Raw genomic sequence first — 25,145 nt, forward strand, 5'->3', positions numbered from 1 at the left:
ATGAAGGGGAGAGAATGATGGCAACTGATTTAAATATATTTCTAGCATTTGGAGCTGGGTTTCTCAGTTTCATTTCGCCTTGTGTCCTGCCATTGTATCCGGCATTCATATCTTATATTACCGGCATGTCGCTTGAAGAGCTGAAATCGGATTCAAAACGGATGAACCGGAATGGCATGCTCCATACGCTGTTCTTCTTAATCGGATTTTCAGTCGTATTCGTCTTTTTAGGGTTCAGCACATCCTTCGTCGGCAACTTCTTCATCCAGTACAAGGATTTGCTTAGACAAATCGGTGCCATTTTCATCGTATTATTCGGCCTAATGGTCATCGGATTATTTACACCGAAATTTTTAATGCAAGAGCATCGTCTGCAATTCAAAAACCGTCCGGCCGGTTATTTAGGGACAGCATTGATTGGGCTCGCTTTTTCTGCGGGATGGCAACCGTGCATGGGACCGATCATCGGAGCCATCATCGGACTGGCAGCCGCAAATCCCGGTTCCAGCATGCTATACATGATGATGTATGTACTCGGTTTTGCGATTCCGTTTTTCGTCTTGTCGTTCTTTATTACTCGACTCGGCTGGATCCGAAGAAACAGCAACCTGATAATGAAAGTCGGCGGTTATATTATGATTGCCTTCGGACTATTGCTGTTCTTTGACGGCATTGTTTTCCTGACAAGCCTACTAAGCCCGATATTCGGGGATTTCCAAGGATTTTAACAAGTATAGCCTCCGAGCATCTTGCTTGGAGGCGTAATTGATTTTTGAAGTGGAGGAACTGCCGATGAAAGAGATCGGATCTTTTAAACAATGGCTCGACATAATTGCGAGCGAGCCTCGGCTTGTCGTGTTTGTAAAAACGAATCACTGCTCCGTCTGTGAAGGGCTTTATCCGCAAGTGGCCGAACTGGAAGAGGATTATCCATTTCCTTTTTATAGAGTGAATGCTGCACAAGTCCCTGAAATGGCGGGACAGCTCGCCCTATTCACTGCACCTGTTGTTCTCCTGTTCCATGAAGGAAAGGAAACTGCCAGATTTGCCAGGTTCGTTCCGATGGAGCAGCTGAAATACCGTTTGGATGAGTTGCTGGAGTGGGGGGAGGGCCATGCTTAAACTTCATGAAATTATTGAGTACATATTCAATGAAATCCCTTCTGTGTATTTGATCGTCGGCTCAACGCTGTTATTCTTATTTATGGGAACGATGGCGTTCATTGTGCGTACGAAAGCGGCAAAAAGACCGGTTTCACCTAAAAAAATCATCTTGCCGCCGCTGTTCATGTCGACAGGGGCGCTTATGTTTTTATTTGAAGAATTCAGGGTGCCCTTGCTTCAAGTCTTCGAATCGGTTATTGTCGGAATGCTATTTTCGATTGTGTTGATCAAAACAACGAATTTTGAAGTGAAGAATGAAAAGCTTTATGTCAAAAAGTCGCGAGCTTTCCTAATCATCCTCTTCGGTCTGCTACTTGTACGTTTTGTCGCGAAATTAATTTTAAGCAGCACCATCGACGTAGGGGAGCTTGGCGGCATGTTCTGGATACTCGCATTCGGCATGATTGTCCCATGGCGCATCGGGATGTTGGTGAAATATTACAAACTGAAAAACACCATTTAAAAAAACTAGAGGTTCTGGTTCGGCTTATACTTAGAAATTGAATTTATTTTACTTGGAAATTTTGCTTGAAGTGCAGGCACTCGACTCGCGCGGAAAGCGAGTGGCTGAAAGGAAAGCAACGATATTGGAAGGCAGTAAATAATAAAAAGGTGCTACCACAGAAATTCAAATTTCATTGAATTTCAGGGAAGCACCTTTTTAGGTTCACGTCTAGACTCCGGTGACCAGCCCCTCGAGTCGCTTCAGTCTTGAAGCATAAGGCAAAGAACGCCTTATTTTCAAAACTTCCAACGCTTGTCGGGGCTAGGCGGTCACCTCCGCTTTTGTTAATCAAATAAATGCTCGTAAGGTGTAATATCAATTTCCATCGAGTCCAATTTCCTGCGTAAAAATTTATGATCGCGTTTCGGAGTAGCGATAATGTAACCGCGGATAATATGATCGAAGCTTATTGTCTTCGCACGGTCTTCCAACGCAATTTGACCGATTTTAGAGCCGATCTTCTGCTTGGCGACGTCACGGAACAATTCCGGAACGGGGCTGACGAGTTCATTCAATAACTCTTTCGCTTCATCATTCCAGAGATGAAGGGATTCATTCACATAATGCTCTTCCCAATCAAGCGTCGATTTACCATCCGCCTTCGGAAACACTTTCAGGAATTTGCGGAACATGAAAAAGCCGCCGATTCCGAAAAGGCCGACCAGGACGACACACCAAAAAATGATGAACCACATAAAAAAATCTTGCAACAGTCTTCACCTCTTCCATTCTACTCCCCATTATAAGAGCTTTTTCAAAAAAATACACGGACAAAGTATCATTTCTTCCTTCCACGGTTGGCTAGTGCTCATACAGCAGGTCGGATTTCCGATCTTTGTATCATTTTACCTGTTGCACCGTCTTGGAACGAAACTGAAAGCAATTCACACTGCGCTTGTTTCATTACATGTGAAATGAACTTCACGGAAACGTCAAAGATTGGACAAGAACGATGAACCCATGCGGTTGTTTGATAAGTATGCATCCACTATGATAAAGTAAGTACGAAAGTGGAGGGTTCTGTATATGCGCAAAAAAATATTTTTATTGTCCATCATGATGCTTATGCTAGTAGTGAGTGCATGTTCAATGGGCGGGTTCAAAGCGGATCATAACTATAAGATTGACCCGTTTGAATTTACGAACCAACATAATGAGAAAGTATCCCTTGACGATTTGAAGGGGACTGTCTGGATTGCCCAATTTGTCTTTACAAATTGTGAGACCGTCTGCCTGCCGATGATGGCGAATATGACGGATTTGCAGAAAATGCTGCATGACGAAGGCATTGAAGATTATAAAATTGTATCCTTCAGCATAGACCCTAAAAATGATACGCCTGAAGCTTTGCAAGAATACTTGGATGCATTCGAGCCTGTCGATCAAAGCAAATGGGAAATGTTGACCGGATATAGCCAGGAAACGATTGAAAACTTGGCGATCGGCTCTTTCAAGACGTTCGTCAGCAAGGCGCCGGGAGAGGACCAAGTTGTCCATGGAACGGCATTCAGCTTAGTCAATAAAGACGGAGTGTCTGTTAAGACTTACAGTGGTGCGGAAGAAGTTCCTTACGAGGAAATCGTGAAAGATATGACCGCGCTCATCAAAGAAAAACCGAAATCCTAATTAGAAATGAAATGAAAGGGTGGTACAGTGAAGAAGAAAAAAAAGGGGATATCTATAAAAGCGAAGTTTTTTATGATCGTTTTGCTTATCCCTGTTGCTGTAACCACCTTCACCATATCAGCTATTATTTGGACAGGCATCCAAAACCCCGAGCTCATAAAAAAATCTGCAAGCACGTTGCTTGAGTTCCAGGACCGGCATACCGCATTGGTCATACCGGAAGAGTATATTCCAATATACAAAGCGGCTGCGGAGGAGTACGGCATTCCCTGGACGCTACTTGCCGCCCACCATCGGATTGAAACCAGATTCTCAACGATGAATACTTTGTTATCTCCAGCCGGTGCGGAAGGGCATATGCAGTTCATGCCTTGCACCTTCGTAGGCTGGGGATATCCAGGTTGTGAAGGGCTTGGAAAAGGGAATATACCTGATAAGGACAAGACGGATCCTGCTGTCATTAAAAAGTATGGCGGGTACGGAGTCGATGCAAATGGGGATGGAATTGCTGACCCTTTTGATATTGAAGATGCGATATTCAGCGCCGCACATTATTTGTCCAAAAGCGGGGCAGCAGATGGGGAGATTGAAAAGGCGGTATTCCATTACAATCATAGTGATAAATATGTAGAAGACGTCTTATGGTTCTTCAATGAGTTTGAAGCTCAAAGACTGGAAAGTAAATGAAAAGAGCGTCAAGAGAAAAATCTCTTGACGCTCTTTTTCATTTTTTCATTAGGTAGCTCTGCGCATTGATTTCATGATCAAGCTCACAATAAACACGAGGATGATTGCGCCGAGCAATGCAGGAAGGATATAGAAATCCGAAACTTTAGGACCCCATGACCCAAGCAGCATACCACCAATCCAAGCACCGATGATGCCGGCAATGATATTACCGATGACTCCACCTGGAATATCTTTTCCTAAAATAAGTCCTGCGAGCCAACCGATAATTCCACCAATAATTAGAAACCAAATAAAGCTCATTTAATCCATCTCCTTTTTTAGTGATTCATAATCGCTTATGTAGTACTTAGATATCCGTTTTTTCCATACCTTAAACATCTACAGAAGAGAAAATCACTAAAAAACATCAACATTAGCGGATTACTGTGGCCCCAAGTGTCTTTTCAAAATGCCGTAGTGCCCATTCGTGTCCAGCAGCATCGAAGCTCGCCACGCCTCTTTCGTGGATAACGATATCAAAGCCCCGATTATAGGCATCGACCGATGTATGAAGAATGCAGATGTCCGTACAAACACCGACAAGATGCAATTCAGTTATCCCGCGTGCCCGAAGCTGCAATTCAAGTTCGGTTCCCGTAAATGCGCTGAAACGTGTTTTATCCATCCAGATAATCTGATTCTTGTTTTCTTCAAATACATCGTGAAGTGCGCCATATAGGTTCCGCCCCGGGGTACCTTTTATATTGTGCGGCGGAAACATTTTTGATTCCGGATGATACGGATCATTTTCTTCGTGGAGATCGACAGGCATGATGACAAGATCACCTTTATCCAAAAACTTCTTTGTCAAGTCGACGATATACATTTCAAGATCAATGCCTGGCTGACCACATGTCAATGCTCCATCTTCTGCAACAAAATCATAAGTGTAATCGATTACTAACAATGCTTTTTTCAACAATCCCACTCCCTTTACATATCTTCCTATCTATCATGCCATATATGTAGTAAAAACTCAGTAGATTTCTATTCTATAGTTCAAAACTTTGCGCGAATAAGTTTTTCAGAATATACTTGACAGTGAGCTGTTTCTTTATGCCTTCGTACATACGGTCATCATATTTTCTTATGAAAGACTATAATTTTTATGTATTTTACTTATGAACCTAGCTGTACTATGATGGAGTAGAGAAACGCTTACACAAAACCTTTTCAATAGATAAAGGAGGAATTTACAAATGGCGAAAAGTAATTTGCATAACAGCCGCAAATCTTTCGAGTTGAACGGTAAAACATATAACTATTACCATATTAAAGCACTCGAAGATGCCGGCGTTGCGAATATTTCCAGACTACCTTATTCAGTAAAAGTGCTACTTGAGTCCGTCCTGCGCCAACATGACGGATATGTGATCAAAGATGAACACGTTGAAAACTTGGCAAAATGGGGCAAGGATGCAGACAAGGACGCAGAAGTCCCTTTCAAACCTTCCCGTGTAATCCTACAAGACTTTACTGGAGTTCCAGTTGTCGTTGACCTTGCATCGCTTCGTTCAGCTATGGCTGAAATGGGCGGAGATCCAAACAAGATTAATCCTGAAATTCCGGTTGACCTTGTTATCGACCACTCGGTACAAGTTGACCGCTACGGTACGCCGGATGCACTCCGCCTTAACATGGAACTTGAGTTCGAGCGTAACGCTGAACGTTATCAATTCCTGAGCTGGGCACAAAAAGCATACGATAACTACCGTGCAGTGCCACCCGCGACAGGTATTGTTCACCAAGTAAACCTCGAGTACCTTGCTGCAGTTGTCCATGAAGTGGAAAACGAAGACGGCACTTTCGAAACATATCCAGATACACTTGTCGGTACTGACTCCCATACAACGATGATTAACGGCATCGGTGTTCTCGGATGGGGTGTTGGTGGGATTGAAGCTGAGGCAGGAATGCTTGGACAGCCTTCATACTTCCCGATCCCTGAAGTTATCGGAGTGAAATTGGTCGGTGAACTTCCGAACGGCACAACTGCAACAGACCTTGCGCTTAAAGTGACACAAACACTACGTGCACATGGTGTGGTCGGTAAATTCGTCGAGTTCTTCGGACCAGGCGTATCTAAATTGCCACTTGCAGACCGTGCGACAATTGCTAACATGGCTCCTGAATACGGCGCAACTTGCGGTTTCTTCCCAGTTGACGAAGAATCTCTTGATTACATGCGTTTGACTGGCCGTGATGAAGAGCATATTCAAGTTGTACAAAAATATCTTGAAGAGAACGATATGTTCTTTACTCCTGATAAAGAAGATCCGACATACACAGAAGTAATTGAAATTGATCTTACAAAAATCGAAGCAAACCTTGCTGGACCGAAACGTCCACAAGACTTGATTCCGCTTTCCGGATTACAGCGTTCGTTCAAAGATTCTGTTGTAGCTCCTGAAGGGAACCAAGGCTTCGGTCTTACTCCGAAGGAATTTGAAAAGAAAGCTACTGTCGAGTTCGCAGACGGCCGCACTGTCGGCATGACAACAGGAGACCTTGCAATTGCAGCGATCACTTCTTGTACGAACACTTCCAACCCATACGTAATGTTAGGTGCTGGACTTGTTGCCAAGAAGGCTGTCGAAAAAGGGCTTACACCTCCTGCATACGTGAAAACATCACTTGCACCAGGTTCAAAAGTTGTTACAGGCTATCTAGAAGACTCGGGTCTTTCCAAATACTTGGATCAAATCGGATTCAATACAGTCGGTTATGGATGTACAACATGTATCGGAAACTCCGGTCCACTTCTTCCTGAAATCGAAAAAACGATCATGGAAAACGACCTATTAGTTTCTTCTGTCCTTTCCGGTAACCGTAACTTCGAAGGACGTATCCATCCGCTTGTAAAAGCGAACTACTTGGCTTCACCGCCACTAGTTGTCGCATATGCGCTTGCTGGAACTGTCGATATCGATTTTGAAAAAGATCCGATCGGTAAAGCAAAAGACGGCACAGATGTTTACTTCAAAGACATCTGGCCAACAACGGAAGAAGTGAAGGAAGTCGTCAAAGCGACAGTAACACCTGAACTATTCCGCAAAGAATATGCTCGCGTATTCACTGAGAACGAAGCATGGAATGCGATCGAGACTACTGACGATTCATTATATGATTTCGATGAAAACTCGACATATATCCAAAACCCTCCGTTCTTCGAAGGACTTTCAAAAGAGCCTGCTGATATCGAAGCTCTAGCTGGACTTCGCGTCATCGGTAAATTCGGTGATTCAATCACGACGGACCATATTTCACCTGCAGGTGCAATTGGTAAAGATACACCGGCTGGTAAATACTTGCGCGAACATGGCGTAGAGCCACGTTACTTCAACTCATACGGTTCCCGCCGTGGTAACCATGAAGTGATGATGCGCGGTACATTCGCGAATATCCGTATTCGTAACCAAATTGCAAAAGGCACGGAAGGCGGCTACACAACCTATTGGCCGACAAAAGAAATCTGCCCGATCTATGACGCAGCTATGCGTTATCAAGAAGATGGAACAGGTCTTGTCATTCTTGCTGGTAAAGATTATGGAATGGGCTCTTCACGTGACTGGGCTGCAAAAGGAACTTCATTGCTCGGCATCAAAACAGTCATCGCTGAAAGCTATGAGCGTATCCACCGTTCAAACCTTGTCATGATGGGTGTTCTTCCTCTTCAATTCATGAAGGGAGAAAGCGCTGAAACACTTGGTCTTACTGGCGAAGAAGAAATCAGCGTAAACATCGCGGAAGGCGTAAAACCACGCGATATCCTTAAAGTGACAGCAACTGCAAAAGACGGTTCCGTCAAAGAATTCGACGTACTTGCACGTTTCGACTCTGACGTTGAAGTCGACTACTACCGTCACGGTGGAATCCTTCAAATGGTTCTGCGTGATAAAATGAAAAACAACTAATAGATAAAATAAAGGCGTCCGATTACATCGGGCGCCTTTTCTTTATGTTCTATTCTCCAACCGACAATCATACAATCTAAAGATTGCTTTCTAACACAAAGAAATGTAACCTAGGAGGGTTATTTTGGTGAAAATGAAAAAGCTAAGTATGATTGTAACTTCTTCCGTTTTGTCTCTAGGAATGTTTTCTTCGATTGCAGATGCTTCAACTACTATGAATGGACAACCAGAAAAGGTGCGGATCCAAGTTGCTTCCGCTGATGCTGTTATCTCGAAAGAGGAATTGATCAAGAAATTCCGAAAGATGTTCCCAAATCAGTTTGACTTCTTAACAAATGCCGATTTTCAAGTGAACCGTGCGCATATTTATCCAGAAGATGAAACGGTGCGGCATGATCTTTATTTCACAAAGATAATTGATGGGAAGCGGGTCTACGGGAATGTAGGCTTTGTCGGGAAGGAATTGGATATTGAATACTTCTCCTATCAGCCTCCTAACGTAAAGGATGCTTTGTTCCCAGCAAAAGTCTCAAAAGACGAAGCTAGGAAGATTGCAGAAGATTTTATGCAGAAGTTTCTAGATGGAAAAGACTATCAATTAGAGGCAAATACGTTCAATTATTATCCGCAGCAAATCCTAACAGAACCGATACGCTATTCGTTTACATTTGCACGTACGAAAAATCAGGTTTCCATTGCTGACCAAAGAATGGAAGTATCTGTTTTAGGAAACGGTGAAATCGTTAGTTTTTACAAGATGTTTCCTAGTACAAATGCAACATCGTCAACCTTTGATGACGTGACCAAAATTAAAAATAAAAATGAGATGGTCAAAAAAATGAAAGATAATCTTTCTGTAGATTTGAATTATCAAATCAACTATGACTACCAAACGAGCAACCGTACTGTAGAGCTTGTCTACCGTCCAACGGCTAAACTACAAGGCATTGAAGCGGAAACAGGGAAGTGGATGACTGCAAATGGCTATACATCGAACTTGCCAGGGAAGACAAAAATCGAAAAAATTACGGCAAAGCCACTCCCGGCAAAGCAGAAGGGAATTACGGTAGAAGACGCGAAAAAGATTGCTGAAAAATTTCTTGCAATTGATTCCGATAAGATTAAGTTAAGGATTGAGTCAATTCATGAAATGGAGAATTATAATGGAGTTCCAGTCATTTACGTCCAATATATGTATCAGTATGCAAATGGCGGATCTGGATCAAGTTTAGAAATTAATAAAAACACTGGGGAAATTATTCACTACTACAATATGAAAGACCATCTTCTGATGGAAATCGGGGAGAATACAAAAAAAGTGAATAAACTCTCCCAACAGAAGGCACTTAGCCAGGCTGTGAAATCTCTTAAAGAGTGGGTCCCTTCCTATCTGCATAACTATGCAATGCCTGTAGAAGAACCTTATGTCGACGATAGGCTGGGTTCGTATAACTTCACTTTCCCGAGAATCGTTAATGGGATTATCGTCAGCGGCGATCAGATCAGTGTAGGGATTGCAGCTGATGGTTCTTTAAACAGCCTAAACGTCAATTACCAAGAAATTGAAAATTGGCCATCAAGTAATGACATCATTTCCGAACAAGAGGCAAAAAAGATTTTTGAAGAGGCGCTTAGTCTGAAGCTTACGTATATGAAACATGCAAAAAAGGAAAAGGAAAACCATTACGACCTCGTCTATTTACCTGTATTCAATGAAGATCCATTTAGTTATGTGAATGCCAATACTGGAGAATGGAGTAACATGTTGAATGGCAAGGACTCAATCACAGTGACACATCCTTGGGCGGAAGAAGAGCTCAATTATCTCATTAACGCTAAAGTATTGGATGTAAAAGATGCAAAGAGCTTTAACGGGGATGCCGCCATATCAAAGGGTGAAGCATTAAAGGTGCTTATGAAATCACTCACTTATTTCTATTACGGCGGTTATTACCACGGACAGGAAGAACCTAATCAGACCTTCGAAAATATTGACCCTAAACACCCGTTATATCAGGAGATTGAACGTGCGGTTGAAGCGGGTATCGTTAAAGCGGATGGTAAGAACTTCGCTGCCGATGCGCCAATTACAAGAGAAGAACTTTCCGTTTGGATGATTCGAGTATTAGGACTCGAGCAGGCAGCAAAAGATAACAGCATCTTTAAGCTTGGCTTTGCGGATGCTGATAAAGTGCACTCTGCAAATACAGGTTATGTAGCTATAGCAAACTCATTGGGTTTACTAAAGGAAGAGAGTAACCGATTTAATCCTAATCGTGAAGTGACGTATGCGGAGTTGGCAGTGTCGACAATCCGTCTAGCGCATGCGATTGCTGAAAATGGAAGAGGGCTGCGGTATTGATCATTCGCTATTGACATGCGTCCCTTTACTAGGGAGGAGTGCGGTTGAAGTGAAAAAGGGCTAAGCGAACAAACCGCTTAGTCCTTTCTTTATTCCTTTTCAAAATTTATAGAGTTATAATTAAGAAAATATAGAAATGCGGGGCTATGTTATGTGGATACAACGTATTATCGACACGACGCGGGGAAATTTCGAGATTTATGAAAGAGGGCAAGGGGAACCATTAGCCGTCACTCATCTATACAGCGAATACGATGAACGGGGAAATGCGTTCGCGAATCCGTTTACGGACCAATATCATGTCACCTCATCAACTTGCGTGGAGCGGGTAAATCGGTTGGTGCGCAATCAGTACTACTAGCTATATCGCCACGGGATGCTCCGACGGCTTTTTCGGTATGGTAGAGATTTTGGCTGTAGAATATAATTTGGGGCGACAGGATCTTTTTGAGTTGGAATTAAAGTATGGAGATAAACTGGAAAATGAAGTGAATACAAAAACAAAAGAAGTCACAAAAGTCATTAACTCAAAAGAAACAAGGGCAATTAGAGATTTTCAAGTTACCGCACAAGTGAAACAAGAGATTTTTAAACGGTTAATCCTGGCGAATTATTTAGGTGATCTTAAGCTGAAAACACTTGCCAGTCTGATGTGTCCAAAGCCTATTATCTAAAAGTATATATTAACGGCGGGGATCATGAATACCATTGGTCTAGTTGCGATCAAGGTCCGGACGGTTTGAAATTTACCGACATCGCTGAATATATAATTGTGCAATCGGAGACGGAGCAAACTGAAAATCCCGAAACCGTTATCCAAGGGTATGTACTACAGGTAAAAGAGGATACGTTGTTAATTGGAAAGGATTTAAATAGGATGCAATATGAATGGCTTAAAGATGAAATAAAGCATACCGACCTAGACGCATACGCATTTACCTTTATCAGTTTGAAAGGCGTTAAAACCGATGGATATAAAATTGGAGATAAAATAGAAGCAATTGTAAAGGGAACCATTATAGGTTCAAATCCCGGAAAAGCTCAGGTTAAGGATATAAGACCACTGTATATACGAAACAACTAAACAGACACTGAAAATGAATCAACATTATTAGACTATTCGTTACAAGTTACACAAACAGCAATTCGCCCATCTCTTTTGTATAATGGACAACAGAGGTGAAGAAAATGTTTGTAAGTGAAAAAGAAGTGGAAATCCGGTATGCAGAGACGGACCAAATGGGCGTCGTCTACCATGCCAATTACTTAGTATGGATGGAAATTGGCCGAACGAGCCTTATTCAAGATCTAGGCTTTACATACGCCGGCCTCGAAACAGAAGGTTATTTATCTCCTGTAATTGATTTATCAATCCAATACAAGGCGGCCATGAGATACGGACAAACCGCAACAGTCCGGACATGGGTCGAGTCCCATGGGAAGCTTCGCACAGTATACGGCTACGAAATCCTTCATGAAGACGGAACGGTAGCGGCAACCGCAACTTCCGAACATATTTTAGTGAAAAAGGAAAACTTCCGTCCCGTTTCATTGCGGAAAATCGATCCGGAATGGGACGCCAAGTATTTGGAAATCTGCAGGGTGGCCGAATAATGGCGTTCGGCATCAATCGGGCGGAATTAAAAGCTTGGAAAGAAGCAGTCACTGCCGGAGAGATCGCTTTTCTCACGCACTACTGGCTCGATGACCGTTTTCCGAATTGTAAAACCGTAACGAAGGCGGGTTGTGCAGATCTTGATAAATTAATCGAATGGGGAAAAAGATACGGATTGAAACCTGAATGGATTGACCAACATGAGGACTATCCTCATTTCGACCTTTTCGGGAAAACCGAGTTGCAAGCATTGCTGGACGCCGGTTTAATGGAACAAGTGAATCGATTTAACTTACTAAGTAAGCATGAGGGATAATCCTTCATGCTTATTTGAATTGCCTAAGGCTGCATGGTTCAAATGCATACAATTGGAAGAAGAGGATTGTCTTCATGGAAGGATGAAGAAATGGGGGCAATTGTATTTATCGGATCAGCTATGTCTGGATCAAGCATGGACGCATTGCAGGCTGCTCGCCGGTTAGGCTATACTGCCATTTTGCTGACGGATCGAAAAGCTTTTCTTCGAAAACAGCTTGTAGATGTTCAACTCATTTATCTGGAGTTAATGGAAGAAGGAATCATCCGGAAGCAACTTGTTCAACTACTTCAATCAGGTCAAAACATTAATGCAATTGTCAGTTTTGTCGATCCATATGTCTCGATGGCCGCAAATCTATCCAATGAATTTTGTGGATCAACCATTTCTTCCGAAGCATTGCAATTAATGGAAGACAAAATTGCAACGCGTCTTGCATTGGAAAATGATAGGGCGTCTTGCAATATCGAGATAATTCCTTTAGGTGGAATGAAACTATTAACTACTAACTATCCTGTAATTATGAAAAATCCGGTTTCCAACGGGTCAAAAGATGTTTACTTAATTCAAGATGAAGAACAATATGAGATTGCTATAAAGCGGCTGAAAAAAAGCTGCGCCGGAATGCAAATGCTCATAGAAGAATTCATAGAAGGACCGCAATATATTATTGAAGTTGTTGTCGTCGCTGCAATACCGATTATTGTGGCAGTCATTCAGCAGGAAATCAGTCAGGATTACACATTCATTGTCACTGCGTATGATGTTGTCACTAAAATGGATGAGACGGACTATCGGGACTTATGGAAGACTGTCACTGGCATACTACAAAAAATAGGCTTTCACCAAGGTACGTGCCATTTTGAAATGCGACGATCTAAGAGCGGTTGGAAACTGATTGAGCTGAACCCCCGGATTTCCGGCGGCGCTATGAACCGTATGATTGAAGAGGCATTCGGCATCAATCTAGTGATGGAAACGATAAAGATTTATCTCGGCGAAGAACCGGATTTGATTAGAAAGAAAAAGCAGTCCATCCATACATCTTATATAACGCTCCATAGTACTGGTGTGTTACTGGACATTGAAGGAGTTAAACAGGCTGCTTTGTATCCGGGGGTTGTTGATGTCAAGGTGAAACCGTCAATCGGCGCGACAATAATGCCGCCCCTGTCGATGGGTCATCGATATGGATATGTGATGGCGGTGGGAGAATCATTGGAAGAGGCAAAGGAACGGGCAGAAAATGCTGCCAGAGTGATAAAATTCTACATTGAACCGTTCTGACGTAAGGAACATAAAGAAGGGAGGGGAAAGAGTTGAAGAAGTGCTTTCTATGTGAAGAGTTGAAGCAATTATGGAAGGAGCAGCAATTACTCGAGGTGTTTGGAAAAGGATTCCGTTTCATTCATCTGCCGGGCGCCATGGACACTATCCCCTTCATGCTGCAATCTACAAACCATTCCGATCCTTTCACCGCGATATTGAATAGAATTGCCACTCCGTATTTCAGAGTGGAGAGAATCAATGAAGACAGCTGCATTGCGCAGTTATCATTGCTTCGACCGATCGATTTAAAAGGTCAGCCGGCAATAACCGAACAGGAACTTTATACATTGAAAAAGACATCCCATTGTATCCTCGTAAATCTTTGCAGCTTTAGTGCAATCACCCCGCTTTCCCACGAACTCGTCGACCGTCCACTGCCAATCATCGTGTCAAAAACATAGAGCCGGAAAACTAAATCCCCTGCCTGTAAACTCTTGTCCTTATCATTTCAGATGCGCATGAATGTACTAGAGAGAACTGAAAAAGAGTAAAGGAGAATGTTCATGACGATTATAGGCATGTTGCATCATCGGAAAAATCCGGACACTGTCATGAAAGCTTATGCATTTGCGGCTGTAGCAGAAGCGGAAGGGGCAAAGTTTTTCTATTTCTCCCCTGGAGAAGTGAATTTTTTGAATCGCACCATCAAGGGACAAGTATATGAAAAAGGGGAATGGAAGTCGAAAGTCATGCCCTTTCCAGATGTCATTTATAATGCAGGGAGTCCGGAAAAATTATCGAAGTCGAAAGAGATAATCGAAAAGTTGAAAAAAGTGATTCCTTTTACGACATATTCAATCGGCAATAAATGGAGCGTGAACCGTCGATTGAAAGAAGCAAAAGATTTTGCGAGCTATCTGATACCTACGGAAGTCGTGAAGAACGCAGACCATTTCTTCAAATTCCTTTCAGCTTTTGAGAAAGTGGTCTTCAAACCGATTGACGGCCGAAAAGGTAAAGGGATTTTTTTTATTGTGCAAGAAAAAGGACAATTTGTTGTGAAAGGGGAAGGAACAGACAGGATCTATGAGAAATCCCAATTAAACGGCTTCCTTAAACAGAAATTAGCCAAGGAGACATTCATCGTCCAACCGTATATCCAATCTGTTACGAAGTCGGGGCAAGTTTTCGATTTCAGGTTGCACGTTCAAAAAAACGGAAATGGCGAGTGGGTAATTACAACAATATATCCACGGATTGCACCGCAGGGTTCCATCATTGCGAATATCAATAGCGGCGGCTACACGAATTATTTAGATCCTTTTTTGGAGCATGAATTCAAGGAAGATGCATTCAATATCCGAAAGAAACTGGAGTTCTTCTCCTTATCGCTCGCCAAGCATTTGGATGAGCTTCAAATGGAGAAATTCGGCGAAGTAATAGATGAAATTGGGGTAGACGTCGGAATGGATGATCAATTGAAATTATGGATCTATGAAGTGAACTGGCGCCCAGGCTGTCCTCCGGCATTTTATTTGGAATTGGATGTTGTTAAAAACACAATCAAGTACGCCATGTATGTAGCGAAAAACCAAAAGTCCATCCGGTCGAGAATCAAGGAAGTAAAACGAAATAGGTCTGCAAATCAGCAGGCAACGCCGATCATCGCGATTACAGGAAGTGCCGGGAAAACGACGACGAAAGCTTTTCTATCTTCGATTCTATCAAAGAAATGGAATGTCTTCGAATCGAAGGACTACTGGAATACGACGGAACATACGAAAAAGCATGCATCGGAAATCAACTCATCCCATCAGGCGGTTGTCCTTGAATACGGCATGGCCTATCCAGGTGTAATCACTGAGCATTGCCAAATTATCCAGCCGAATATGTCAATTGTAACAAATGTCGGGTTAGCGCATGTCGGGAATTTCAATGGCGATCCAAGAGGCGTTGCGAAAGCCAAGTCGGAGCTGATTCATGGGATGGATCAATATGGCGTGCTCTGTCTCAATCAGGACAATGACAATTCGAGATTTTTGGAGACGCAAAACTTCAAAGGGAAGAAGATTACAATTGGTATAAAAAAACCTGCTGATTATCGTGCCTATGACGTCCAGTATACGGAACAGGGCATGAGCTTTAAATTGAAGCTCCAAAATGAAGAAGTCGATTTGTTCATTCCGATTTTCGGGGAGCATCATGTGTACAACGCATTGTCGGCCATTGCAATTGCAGACCAGCTAGGGTTTTCACCGATGGAAATCAAGGCGGGCCTTCTATTTAAAAAGCCTCCACGACGATTGACGATTTATAATTGCAAAGACAACATCACACTGATTGACGACACCGTCCACTCCCATCCGGAAGGAGTGCGTGCAGCGATCGATGTCCTTGTGAATCTTGGAAAGCACAGGAAAATTGCCATCATAGGACAAATGAGGGAACTTGGCGATCTGCGTGAAAAGGAATACCGGAAAGTGGGGGACTATATCCAAAAGCAAGGGATTGATCTATTGATCACCTATGGATTCCGGACGGAGGAAATTGGCGCCCAGGCATTGAGAAAGGGGATGGCTGCAGATAACATCCACCATTTCACGGATCGGGAGAAATTGCATGCGCTATTGAAGAAATTGATTCAAAAAGGCGATACCATCCTTATTAAAGGGGCAAGCAAAACAAATATGTTTGAAACGGTCAAATATATCGACCAGAATTATAGTTAAAAAAACGAGAGGACTCCTTTTCGCGGGAGCCCTCTCGTTTATTGCTTCAAGTGAAATTGAATTTCTTCCGCTGCCTTTTTCGCCAATGATTCAGCCATTTCCAATGTCGTTCCTTTGGCGATGACATATGCGTACCGATGACCCATTGATAGTGGCGGCGTGAGTAGCGTCCCTTTTCGTGGCTTAACGTACACTTCGACGACCCCTGGCGATTTTCTAGCTCTTTTCTTCCCTGTCACTCTCTCCAAAATCCCTTTTTGCTCGATAATGACATATTGGGTGAAAACGAAATTCCGCTGTTTCTGAACTAAGGATGGCATTTCACCTAAGTATAATTTTAGTGTTTCCTCGACCAAGTCAAAACCGAATGCCGCTTTCAGCATATTGTTCATTGCCCCGCCTGAAATCCTTGGATTGATTTCAATCAGTCGCCATCCATTTTTCGTCAGACGCATTTCAAGATGCAACGCTCCATTTCGGATGTCGAATTTCGCAATGATCGTGTTCAACACTTCCATGATGCTGTCATTCAATTGTTTTGGAACAATTGCAAGTACACCGTAACCAGTGATGATGAATCGTTTGCCATATGTGATTTCCTGTCGGATGACACCGGCGATTTGGATTTCCCTGTCATGGACTACGGCCTCCACTAAGTATTGGTCACCTTCGATGAATTCCTCGATAATAATTGACTCATTTGGATCTTTTTCAGTGAATTTCCGGATATGTTGCTTCAACTCTTCCAAATTAGCTGCCCGCAAAACATCTTTCGACCCGGTGGAGGAAGATGATTTCACAATAAGGGGAAAACCGGGTAGTGGCTCTATTATTGACGGTTCAAGTTTCGCTTTCGGGTGAATTGTTATGAACCTCGGAGAAAACGGAAACTCACGTAATGAAGCCCTTGTCCTTGCTTTGTTCTCCATAATATCGACTGCGTCAGAGGAGGTGCCGTTCGGACAAAACTCCTCACACAACTTTAGGGCACGGGCGACATTGGAGTCAACGAAACTGACAATCGTCATCACAACGTTTCCTTTGGTTAGCAAAGTACGGATTTCTTTCCGCATCGACGCTAAATTAGTCGTGTCAACGAATATCATTTCGTGGACATCTACATATTCCTTCCGTTGCTTGATCTGTTTTTCGTTATTTGTAAATAACACGGTGAAGTAACCGAGCCGTTCTGCAGCTCTGATCGCTTCCCTGCTTGAACCCGATTTGTTTGTTCCGATAAAGATGATTGTTTTCAACAAGTCCAACTCCTTCATTTAGACAACTCTATATAGGTTATGAAGGAATCATTTATCGACATGGTTATACATCATCTAGGTCAGTAACTATCGCCGATTTGGTGTACTCAGGTTTTTCGTACAGGCTCTTTACAGCGACAAGGCATACGATAGGAGAGGGGAAGGGAGTGAATCAAATGAAACCTCTAACGACAGGATATATCCGGAACATTATATCCGGCAAATTAGTTCAAGGAAAAGATGACCTGCCTATACGTCATGGGGCTTATCGTCTTAAACAAGTGAGGCATCCCTATACGATCTTATTTTTAAAATGGAATATTGTCAGATGGGAGAAGTTAAAGCCTTATTTTCCACTTGCAATTGTGACGGAGCGGGAGATGGATCTGAAAGGACAACAGATCGAGGATTTGACGATTATCAAAGTTGACAATCTTGAAGAAGCTTATTGGAAGTTCATCGACAACTACCGGTCTTCCATTACGATCCCAGTAATCGCCGTAACTGGTACATCCGGTAAAACGACGACAAAGGAGATGATTCGGCACCTATTATCTTTCAGTCGGAAAGTCGCGCATACAACGAGTACAAATAATTCAAGGACTGCGCATTTGACATATCTGCTCAGTATGGACGACTCAACGGAAGCTGCAGTGTTCGAAACGGCTGTCGGTGCGCCTGGCGATATTACAAATGCAGCTGCCTATTTGAAGCCGACAATTGGCATCATCACAAACATTGGCGAACATCACCTCAATTACTGCAAGACAGTGGAAGGTTATATCGCTGCGAAAGGGGAAATGTGCAGCGCTCTTCAACCAGATGGAGTTCTCATTCTAAACGCAGATGATCAGAACACAAAGAAACTGGATTTAAATAGCTTCAAGGGAACGATTATAACGGTCGGACTCCAATCGAAAAGCGATTTTAAAGCAAATGATGTCTGCTATTCTTCCGAAGGCATGTATATGACTGTGGAGCATCGACAAATGAAATACAGAATGCTTGTTCCGGGCCTCGGCGAACATCAAGTCTACAATGCGCTCGCGGCAATTGCAGCAGTTCATCATCTCGGTATGGAACTTGCTGACATAGCAGTTCATTTCAGGTCTTTCCCCACGCTCAATAAGCAGTTGCAAGTAGTGGAAGGAATCAATGGTGCTACAATCATCGACGACACATGGAGCATTACAACAACTTCACTTCAAGCAGCGTTGAAAGTGCTACAGGCAATAGAACCCGCTAAAAAGAAGATTGCTATCATCGGAACAATAACTGACCTCGGATCTTGGGGATATACAATCCATCAACGAGCCGGTGAACTACTATATCAGAGTAAAATAGATGTATTGCTCACAATTGGAGAGCATGCAAAAATAATGGCAGATACAGTTTCCAAAAAAAGCACCAACATAGAAGTCCATTCGTTCAACAATCATATTCTTGCGTACGAGTACTTGAAAAGTATTGCATCAGAAGACGCAATCGTGCTTATCAAGGGGGATATGTTGAGCGAGTCAATCAAAAAGCTTGCTGCCCTCCTGCGGAGTAAGGCTGATAAAAAGAAAGGCACATTATGAGTCTATGATATGACTCCAATTGAAAATTATTAATTACCCAAGTTAGGACAAACACCAAGCCGCCTCCTTCTAAACATCAATATAGTAGAAATAGTTCAAATAGAAAGGGGGGAAATCATTATGGGTGTGGAATGTCCATGTGGTGTATTAGTCAATGCAGTTTCAAGAAGAAACAATGTCCGATTCAATGGACAAATGGGGACCGTCAGAGGTGACTTGATGTACATGGCGAACGTATGTGTCACAACTCTGGATACGTCATCCTTGTCTCTGCAATTTACAGATACAGAGACGATGGGTGGAGTGAACAGCTTTACATTTACCGCAAACTCAATCACTTCTGTTGTGTGCAATCGGGAAGGTCAAAATTGCGAAGTGACCGTTACCGGCACTGGACTCATCAACGGAGTTCAATTTCCATTTGAGGCTGTCTTCAGAGACCAGGTTGCCTCAGCGAACGTTGATATTGTACAAAGCTTTGTCATAACCGGATTCTTCGATCAAAATGGAGCGGCACCGGTTGCTCAAGGTTCGATTGTTGCACTTGGCTGTCAGGAAAATTAATGATATGGGAACTCCTGATTTCTTGTCGGGGGTTCTCCTTCTACTAAAATGTAATTGAAGGAGGATAGTCTGTGAGGGGTATTCGAGGTCGTTATGGCCAACATAGGATTTTAGAGACGGATCCCGCTTTATCAATGCATCTATTGGATACAAAACTGTTTTCAGAAGCCACGTTCTACAAGTTTCTTGAGAAATATAAGTTCCTAATCATTAAACCGCTAGTAGGACCGCAAGAAGTCCGCATTACGGTAAACGAAGAAGTAATCGAATTGGCGACCGGCATTGAGGTTTTCCATTTTTCAAGCAACGAGGAAACATATAATTTTTTGATACAGCAAGTTTGCACAGGAAAGTATTATATCGTTCAAGCTTCCCATACAAACCCATCAATTCTTCGCTATTACCGTTTCACCCTTCACAGAAAATCCCCGAAAACAACTTGGAGAATCGTAGGCAGCACCTCTGTAGAGGATGGCAACGATCCTCAATACCATGCATGGAAGCTTGCCAGTTCAGTAACAGCGGCAGCTAAAAAGCTAGGTGCAGCTTTTCCAGACTGCCATACAATCGTAGTCGAGGTCGTCAAGGATCATTTCAGGGATTTCCGGATCACTGACACAATTTTGCATGAACGCAATAGTAAATGGAGCCAATATCATTCACTTCATCAAAAGAGGGCTTTACGTCGCTTCCTTCCAGCTACGGATTTGTGTACAAAACATACATTGCTCGCATTTTTGAATACCTATCCAGAGGTGGTCATCAAGCCATGCGTAGGGCAACAGGGAAGAGGCATCGTAAAAATATCAAGTACTGATGATTCGACTTTTGAAGTGCATGAAAAGCAGAGAAGAAAGGTCTTAGATGATTTTGAGCAGCTGTTCAGTTATGTGCGCCAACAATACCTATCCCAAAAAGACTATATTGTTCAGCAAAGGATTTCTCTAATTGAGAATGACGGGAAACCTTGCGATGTGAGGGTCATCACCCAGTTCGATGAAGGGAAATGGATCGTGACAGGGCAGGTTGTTAAAGTCGCAGCAAAAAATTATTTCGTTTCAAACAGGGCTAGTAAATTACTTACATTGGAAAATGCACTGTCCAACCAACAAAATGAAGGGTTATACAACCGTTGTGCCAAATTGATTGAAAAAGTATGCACCAAAGCTTCTAAAAGACTGTTTAAGAATAATGGAAAACTTTCGATTATCGGATATGACATTGGAGTTGATAAAGAAGGGATGGTATGGGTGATTGAAGGAAATTATGCACCCTCTCTCTCCATGTTTTACATGTTCGACAACAATGAAATGCACAAAAACATTTCTTACTATATAAAGAAAAATAAAAAGAGTGACTGATAAGACGTTGGAAAGGAGGAAATACAATGAAGCCGATAGCTGTCAACGACATTAGGAAAATACTCGGAGGAAAAATCATCACCGGACCGGTAAATTGGAATGTGGAAGATGCCATCTACTACACACGACATGACCACACGAAGCGAAAATCCCTTCTTTTTGCAAGTAGGGGTGAACCGATTAATTGGATGGAGATCGATAGGAAAGGCCCTTCCCTTGTCATTACCGATAAGTCCCCAATTAACGTGGAAGATATATTGCCGAATACGACGGTCATGCAAGTGACAAGCCTCGTCCAGTCTTATTGGAAGTTCATCGATTATTATCGGAATCAGTTTCATATACCAGTTGTGACGATAACAGGAACTTGCGGCAAAACAACAACGAAAGATATGATCAAACATATGCTATCAGAAAAATGGAATGTGCATGCGTCGGTCAGCAGCAAAAATGAACCGAGACGTTCATTTCCTTATTTGATGGGGATCGACGAGCGCACGGATGCTGCAGTTTTCGAACATGGCCTCGGCAATTCAGGCAATATTAAGCACCAATGCATGATTTATCAGCCGACAATTGGGATCATCACAAATATTGGGGTCCACCATTTGGACGGGTGTGTAAATCTCGAAGGCTACATTAAAGCGAAAGAAGAGATCATCGGTGGCATTAAGGATGGCGGCACACTTATTTTAAATGCAGATGATCAGAATAGTAAAAAGCTGAGAATCCATCAATTCAAAGGAAAAATCATTTATTTTGGAACGGATGGAAAGTCGGATTTCAAAGCTTCCCAGATCACTTACGGAGAAGGCGGAATGAATTTCACCCTGCATGTGGATCGCATGGAGTATAACGCTTTTGTTCCTGGGTATGGGGAACATCAAGTGAGCAATGCGCTTGCTGCGTTGGCTGCTGTTCACGAAATGGGAATGAAGTTGAATGCTGCAATCTTCCGTTTAAAAACGTATAAGAATATGGGCAGGCATTTGGAATTCTCGAATGGGAAAAATGGCTGCACAATCATCGATGATACTTGGACGAACAATCCAACATCGGTGGAGGCGGCACTGAAGGTGCTTGACTCAATTGGAAGAGGGAAAAAGGTAATCCTCATCTTAGGAGATATTAATCGGCTTGGAAATTTCGAAAAGAAATATCACCGTGAAATCGGCAGTATGGTCGCAGAGCGGAACATCCATGCACTAATTACAATCGGTAAAAAGGCGGAAGAAATTGCGAGGCAAGCAATACGGGATGGAAGCACTGCTACTATAAGGATATTCAAAGATGTGAGCGATATCGGAAATCGGTTGGATCATGTATTTGACGATCAGTCGATTGTGCTGATTAAAGGACCGATGTCCAGTCGCGGCATGATTGAATTTGCGGAGTCGTTGAAGCGGTGAATGAAAAAGAAGCATCCAACGTCCAAGCGTTATGATGCTTCTTTTCTTTGATTAGTTAAGGACACGACGTGCTTTTACGTAGTTTTGCGCTGCCCATGTGGAAGATAGGCTTTGTTGTACTACTTTACCGGTAGTGGAGAGACTGATAAATTGATTTCCTCCAATATAAATGCCCGTCTGATTAATGGCTGTTCTTTTATTATCCAATGAGAAGAAAAGGAGATCCCCTTTTTGGAGATTGGATTTCAGAACGGCAGTACCAACTTGAGATTGTCGGCTAGCCAATTTGCTTTTTAAATCGATTCCTTGCTGTTTATATACATAATACGTAAAGCCTGCACCTGTGAATGTCAATGTACTTTCATTATATCCGTAGCCGAATTTCGCTTTGTTCGTCAGGCTACTTGCAAAATTGACAAGCTTGTCCGCAGAAGTTGATGTATATGACGGCTTGGACACAGATGGCGCAGGAGATGCTGGCTCAGAAACAGAAGGCGTTGAAGCCGTATTGTCCGTGAAGACTCTCTTCGCCGTAATATACCGATCATTATAGTAATCTACGAGTTGAACTCTTGTAATGACTGCGCCAGTAGTAGGAATGATTAGACGATGATCACCTGCATAAATGGCAACTAGAACTGGAGTAGTTGAGCCTTTCGAGCTCCCGAAGAAGACTAGATCACCTTTCTTCAAGTTGGAACGGGATACAGTCGTACCTTTGCTTTGTAGTGCTTTTAAGCTGGATGCATTCAACGTGACTCCGTTGTTTTTGTATACATAGTTGACGAATCCTGTGCTCGTAAACTTTTTTGTACTTTCGTTGTTTACGGAACCGATTGTCGCTTCGTCTTTTAACTTATAAGCAAGGTCTACGATATTGTCGCCTTTCGTTGCTGGACTGGATGACATCAAGCTAGGGAGTACTCGGCGTGCACCGATATAGCTCTCTGTATAGTATGGTTTGTCACTTAGGTCGGAAATGACGATATCCTGTTTGGGATCTGCCATATGGATGACTTTGTTATTTCCGATATACATAGCTACATGATCTGGTATCTTCGATGCCTTACTACTGAAGAAGAGGAGATCTCCTTTTTGCCATTGACCTTTCGCGACTGGCGTTCCTTGTTGCATCATGAAGTCTTCGTTGTATGTTGCCAAGTCGACGCCGTTTTTCTCAAATATGTACATTAGGAAAGTTGCGCATGAAAACTTGTACGGATAAGTAGGCTTATAGACTGCCGTACTATATGTCGATTTTCCGATCAAACTTTTAGCGGTTTGAATCAATTGTTCCGCTTTAGCTGCCACAGCCTGCTGAGATGTTTGAGATGTTACCGTGGCGGCAGAGACTGTTTGAGATTGATCGTATGAGGGTATAGCCAAAGAGCTGACACTTACACACGTGATTAATGCAGCTGAAAGAAGTTTACGTTTCATGTTTTTCCTCCTGAGATTAGTAATGTCTTACCTGAGAATGATCGTAGCATGGAATAACAGGGTAGATTTGAGGCAATATTTACCTTTTGAAATGCAGGTTTGCGAGATTGCAAGCCAGCAGAAGACTGAACGGGTTTCTTTACAAATAGATTACAGCCCGAAATTGGAAATTGGAGGAATAAAAAAAGCGTGCGGCTAGTGTGCCATCACGCTTTTTCATACATATAAACGAGCTCCTTCAAATGCGGATCAACATCTACATGAAGGTCATGTTCATCGAAAAACCAGTAGTCCCTCTGTTCAATATAAAAATGCACTCCGTCTCTTTCCGTCTCGACCGCCAATTCGTCAGGCACTTCTTTCATAACTCCGAGCGAAAATCCTTCATGCAACTGGCTGGACCCTCCATAACGAGCGAAAAATTTAATATAATCGCCTGTTTGGGCTTCCATTTCTTCTTCAAACCATCTGCGCGCATCATCCGATAAAACGATTTTCATTTCAATATCCCGCCTTTCGGTTGGTGCTTCCATTGTATTACAACCACTTCACTTTAGGCTCGGTTCCCGCTTTAATCCTCGCGATATTCGTCCGGTGCCTATAAAAGATGAATAGTCCCATCAAACCGACAATGATCATCAAATAGAAATCTCCAGACCATAAATAGAAGGCGATGCAGTAAATGAAACCGACAACCGCCACGATCATTGACGAAAGAGATACCATTTTCGTTATCTTTAGTGTAATGAGGAAAGTAAGAAGGACGATGATGAATATCGGCCAGTTATAGCCAAGCAAAACACCGCCGGAAGTGGCAACAGCCTTGCCGCCTTTAAATTTTGCAAAGACAGGGAACATATGTCCGATGACAGCAAAAACCCCGAGAAGAAGCGGATGTATACCTGCTGAACTGAAATAAGGAAGCAGGGGAAGCAGCACAGCAGCCGTCCCTTTCAAAATATCAAGGATTGTGACGAGCAGTCCCGCTGTTTTTCCAAGAACCCTGAATGTATTCGTTGCACCGAGGTTCCCGCTGCCATGCTGCCTGACATCGGTATTATAGAACAATTTGCCGATCCATAATGCAGATGGGATGGAGCCAAGTACATAAGCGATTAGTATAAGAATCATAATTTCCATGACGTTCCCCTTTACCTTTATTGAATAGTTATGTGTTTCAAGTTTAGCAGAACAGATGAATGCCGACAATGGAATGTATGTAGTTCCGAAAGTCAGCCGATTGTCTAGATTTTCCTCATCTCATTGCAATCGGTCGGTTTATTCTATACAATTAATTGAGCAAGCT

Annotated in this window: 27 protein-coding genes; 20 read left to right on the plus strand and 7 right to left on the minus strand. The window is 42.7% G+C overall.

The window, feature by feature from the left end; genetic code table 11:
* Window positions 1–17: 17 nt before the first annotated feature.
* The 3 genes from M3193_RS02865 to M3193_RS02875 all read left to right on the plus strand — a co-directional run bounded on the left by M3193_RS02865 (window position 18) and on the right by M3193_RS02875 (window position 1,627).
* The gene (locus tag M3193_RS02865) at window positions 18–728 is read left to right on the plus strand and encodes a cytochrome c biogenesis CcdA family protein (RefSeq protein ID WP_251624279.1); all 711 of its coding nucleotides are present in this window, start codon (window positions 18–20) and stop codon (window positions 726–728) included.
* Between the two features lie 64 nt (window positions 729–792).
* Window positions 793–1,122: a thioredoxin family protein gene (locus tag M3193_RS02870; protein ID WP_251627193.1), complete on the plus strand. Its 330-nt coding sequence runs from the start codon at window positions 793–795 to the stop codon at window positions 1,120–1,122.
* A gap of 22 nt (window positions 1,123–1,144) precedes the next feature.
* Window positions 1,145–1,627, plus strand: coding sequence for a CcdC family protein (locus M3193_RS02875; protein WP_251627194.1), 483 nt, complete (start codon window positions 1,145–1,147; stop codon window positions 1,625–1,627).
* 326 nt (window positions 1,628–1,953) lie between these two features.
* Here the strand turns inward: M3193_RS02875 and M3193_RS02880 are convergent, their stop codons facing one another.
* Window positions 1,954–2,364 (minus strand): DUF2621 domain-containing protein, encoded by a 411-nt coding sequence (locus M3193_RS02880; protein WP_435372029.1) that lies wholly within the window; start codon window positions 2,362–2,364, stop codon window positions 1,954–1,956.
* 85 nt (window positions 2,365–2,449) lie between these two features.
* Here M3193_RS02880 and M3193_RS02885 point away from each other — a divergent pair, with 85 nt between their 5' ends.
* The 3 genes from M3193_RS02885 to M3193_RS02895 all read left to right on the plus strand — a co-directional run bounded on the left by M3193_RS02885 (window position 2,450) and on the right by M3193_RS02895 (window position 3,982).
* A complete protein-coding gene (locus M3193_RS02885; RefSeq protein WP_251627196.1) occupies window positions 2,450–2,587 on the plus strand; it encodes a YvrJ family protein in 138 nt (45 codons plus the stop codon).
* 108 nt (window positions 2,588–2,695) lie between these two features.
* Complete coding sequence (locus M3193_RS02890) at window positions 2,696–3,295, plus strand: SCO family protein (RefSeq protein WP_251624280.1); 600 nt, start codon at window positions 2,696–2,698, stop codon at window positions 3,293–3,295.
* 27 nt (window positions 3,296–3,322) lie between these two features.
* Entirely contained in the window at window positions 3,323–3,982 is a 660-nt protein-coding gene (locus M3193_RS02895) for a lytic transglycosylase domain-containing protein (protein ID WP_251624281.1), read from the plus strand.
* A 48-nt stretch (window positions 3,983–4,030) separates the two neighbouring features.
* Here M3193_RS02895 and M3193_RS02900 read toward each other — a convergent pair whose 3' ends face one another.
* On the minus strand, window positions 4,031–4,285 hold the full coding sequence (locus M3193_RS02900; protein ID WP_251624282.1) for a GlsB/YeaQ/YmgE family stress response membrane protein: 255 nt from the start codon (window positions 4,283–4,285) through the stop codon (window positions 4,031–4,033).
* A gap of 112 nt (window positions 4,286–4,397) precedes the next feature.
* Complete coding sequence (locus M3193_RS02905; protein ID WP_251624283.1) at window positions 4,398–4,943, minus strand: cysteine hydrolase family protein; 546 nt, start codon at window positions 4,941–4,943, stop codon at window positions 4,398–4,400.
* Window positions 4,944–5,223: 280 nt separating this feature from the next.
* Here M3193_RS02905 and acnA point away from each other — a divergent pair, with 280 nt between their 5' ends.
* The 10 genes from acnA (at window position 5,224) to M3193_RS02955 (ending at window position 16,229) form a co-directional block, all read left to right on the plus strand.
* Window positions 5,224–7,938: an aconitate hydratase AcnA gene (acnA, locus tag M3193_RS02910; RefSeq protein ID WP_251624284.1), complete on the plus strand. Its 2,715-nt coding sequence runs from the start codon at window positions 5,224–5,226 to the stop codon at window positions 7,936–7,938.
* Window positions 7,939–8,071: 133 nt separating this feature from the next.
* The gene (locus M3193_RS02915; RefSeq protein ID WP_251627197.1) at window positions 8,072–10,300 is read left to right on the plus strand and encodes an S-layer homology domain-containing protein; all 2,229 of its coding nucleotides are present in this window, start codon (window positions 8,072–8,074) and stop codon (window positions 10,298–10,300) included.
* A 151-nt stretch (window positions 10,301–10,451) separates the two neighbouring features.
* Window positions 10,452–10,661 carry a hypothetical protein gene (locus M3193_RS02920; protein WP_353056360.1) on the plus strand — a complete coding sequence of 70 codons (210 nt, stop codon included), beginning with the start codon at window positions 10,452–10,454 and terminating at the stop codon, window positions 10,659–10,661.
* Between the two features lie 37 nt (window positions 10,662–10,698).
* A complete protein-coding gene (locus tag M3193_RS02925; protein ID WP_251624285.1) occupies window positions 10,699–10,974 on the plus strand; it encodes a hypothetical protein in 276 nt (91 codons plus the stop codon).
* A gap of 65 nt (window positions 10,975–11,039) precedes the next feature.
* Complete coding sequence (locus M3193_RS02930; RefSeq protein WP_251624286.1) at window positions 11,040–11,384, plus strand: DUF3221 domain-containing protein; 345 nt, start codon at window positions 11,040–11,042, stop codon at window positions 11,382–11,384.
* 104 nt (window positions 11,385–11,488) lie between these two features.
* Window positions 11,489–11,914: an acyl-CoA thioesterase gene (locus M3193_RS02935; RefSeq protein WP_251624287.1), complete on the plus strand. Its 426-nt coding sequence runs from the start codon at window positions 11,489–11,491 to the stop codon at window positions 11,912–11,914.
* Window positions 11,914–12,231 carry a hypothetical protein gene (locus M3193_RS02940; RefSeq protein ID WP_251624288.1) on the plus strand — a complete coding sequence of 106 codons (318 nt, stop codon included), beginning with the start codon at window positions 11,914–11,916 and terminating at the stop codon, window positions 12,229–12,231. Before M3193_RS02935 ends, M3193_RS02940 begins: the two co-directional genes overlap by 1 nt.
* A 66-nt stretch (window positions 12,232–12,297) precedes the next feature.
* Window positions 12,298–13,518: an ATP-grasp domain-containing protein gene (locus M3193_RS02945; RefSeq protein WP_251624289.1), complete on the plus strand. Its 1,221-nt coding sequence runs from the start codon at window positions 12,298–12,300 to the stop codon at window positions 13,516–13,518.
* 32 nt (window positions 13,519–13,550) lie between these two features.
* On the plus strand, window positions 13,551–13,961 hold the full coding sequence (locus tag M3193_RS02950) for a CotY/CotZ family spore coat protein (protein WP_251624290.1): 411 nt from the start codon (window positions 13,551–13,553) through the stop codon (window positions 13,959–13,961).
* 102 nt (window positions 13,962–14,063) lie between these two features.
* Window positions 14,064–16,229 (plus strand): YheC/YheD family protein, encoded by a 2,166-nt coding sequence (locus M3193_RS02955; protein WP_251624291.1) that lies wholly within the window; start codon window positions 14,064–14,066, stop codon window positions 16,227–16,229.
* A gap of 38 nt (window positions 16,230–16,267) precedes the next feature.
* On the opposite strand, the gene M3193_RS02960 is transcribed toward M3193_RS02955, so the two are convergent.
* The gene (locus M3193_RS02960) at window positions 16,268–17,485 is read right to left on the minus strand and encodes an ATP-grasp domain-containing protein (protein WP_251624292.1); all 1,218 of its coding nucleotides are present in this window, start codon (window positions 17,483–17,485) and stop codon (window positions 16,268–16,270) included.
* A gap of 176 nt (window positions 17,486–17,661) precedes the next feature.
* On the opposite strand from M3193_RS02960, the gene M3193_RS02965 reads away from it, so the two are divergent.
* The 4 genes from M3193_RS02965 to M3193_RS02980 all read left to right on the plus strand — a co-directional run bounded on the left by M3193_RS02965 (window position 17,662) and on the right by M3193_RS02980 (window position 22,399).
* A complete protein-coding gene (locus M3193_RS02965) occupies window positions 17,662–19,065 on the plus strand; it encodes a Mur ligase family protein (protein ID WP_251627198.1) in 1,404 nt (467 codons plus the stop codon).
* 120 nt (window positions 19,066–19,185) lie between these two features.
* Window positions 19,186–19,629, plus strand: a complete 444-nt coding sequence (locus M3193_RS02970; RefSeq protein ID WP_251624293.1) for a hypothetical protein — start codon at window positions 19,186–19,188, stop codon at window positions 19,627–19,629.
* A 71-nt stretch (window positions 19,630–19,700) separates the two neighbouring features.
* Window positions 19,701–20,990: a YheC/YheD family protein gene (locus M3193_RS02975; protein ID WP_251624294.1), complete on the plus strand. Its 1,290-nt coding sequence runs from the start codon at window positions 19,701–19,703 to the stop codon at window positions 20,988–20,990.
* 26 nt (window positions 20,991–21,016) lie between these two features.
* A complete protein-coding gene (locus M3193_RS02980; RefSeq protein ID WP_251624295.1) occupies window positions 21,017–22,399 on the plus strand; it encodes a UDP-N-acetylmuramoyl-tripeptide--D-alanyl-D-alanine ligase in 1,383 nt (460 codons plus the stop codon).
* A gap of 51 nt (window positions 22,400–22,450) precedes the next feature.
* Here the strand turns inward: M3193_RS02980 and M3193_RS02985 are convergent, their stop codons facing one another.
* The 3 genes from M3193_RS02985 to plsY all read right to left on the minus strand — a co-directional run bounded on the left by M3193_RS02985 (window position 22,451) and on the right by plsY (window position 24,979).
* Window positions 22,451–23,839, minus strand: coding sequence for an NlpC/P60 family protein (locus tag M3193_RS02985; RefSeq protein WP_251624296.1), 1,389 nt, complete (start codon window positions 23,837–23,839; stop codon window positions 22,451–22,453).
* A gap of 206 nt (window positions 23,840–24,045) precedes the next feature.
* Window positions 24,046–24,339, minus strand: coding sequence for a HesB/YadR/YfhF family protein (locus M3193_RS02990; protein WP_251624297.1), 294 nt, complete (start codon window positions 24,337–24,339; stop codon window positions 24,046–24,048).
* 37 nt (window positions 24,340–24,376) lie between these two features.
* The gene (gene plsY, locus M3193_RS02995) at window positions 24,377–24,979 is read right to left on the minus strand and encodes a glycerol-3-phosphate 1-O-acyltransferase PlsY (RefSeq protein WP_251624298.1); all 603 of its coding nucleotides are present in this window, start codon (window positions 24,977–24,979) and stop codon (window positions 24,377–24,379) included.
* Window positions 24,980–25,145 lie beyond the last annotated feature (166 nt).

The sequence above is a fragment of the Sporosarcina luteola genome (assembly GCF_023715585.1).
In the GTDB taxonomy this organism is placed as follows: Bacteria; Bacillota; Bacilli; order Bacillales_A; family Planococcaceae; genus Sporosarcina; species Sporosarcina luteola_D.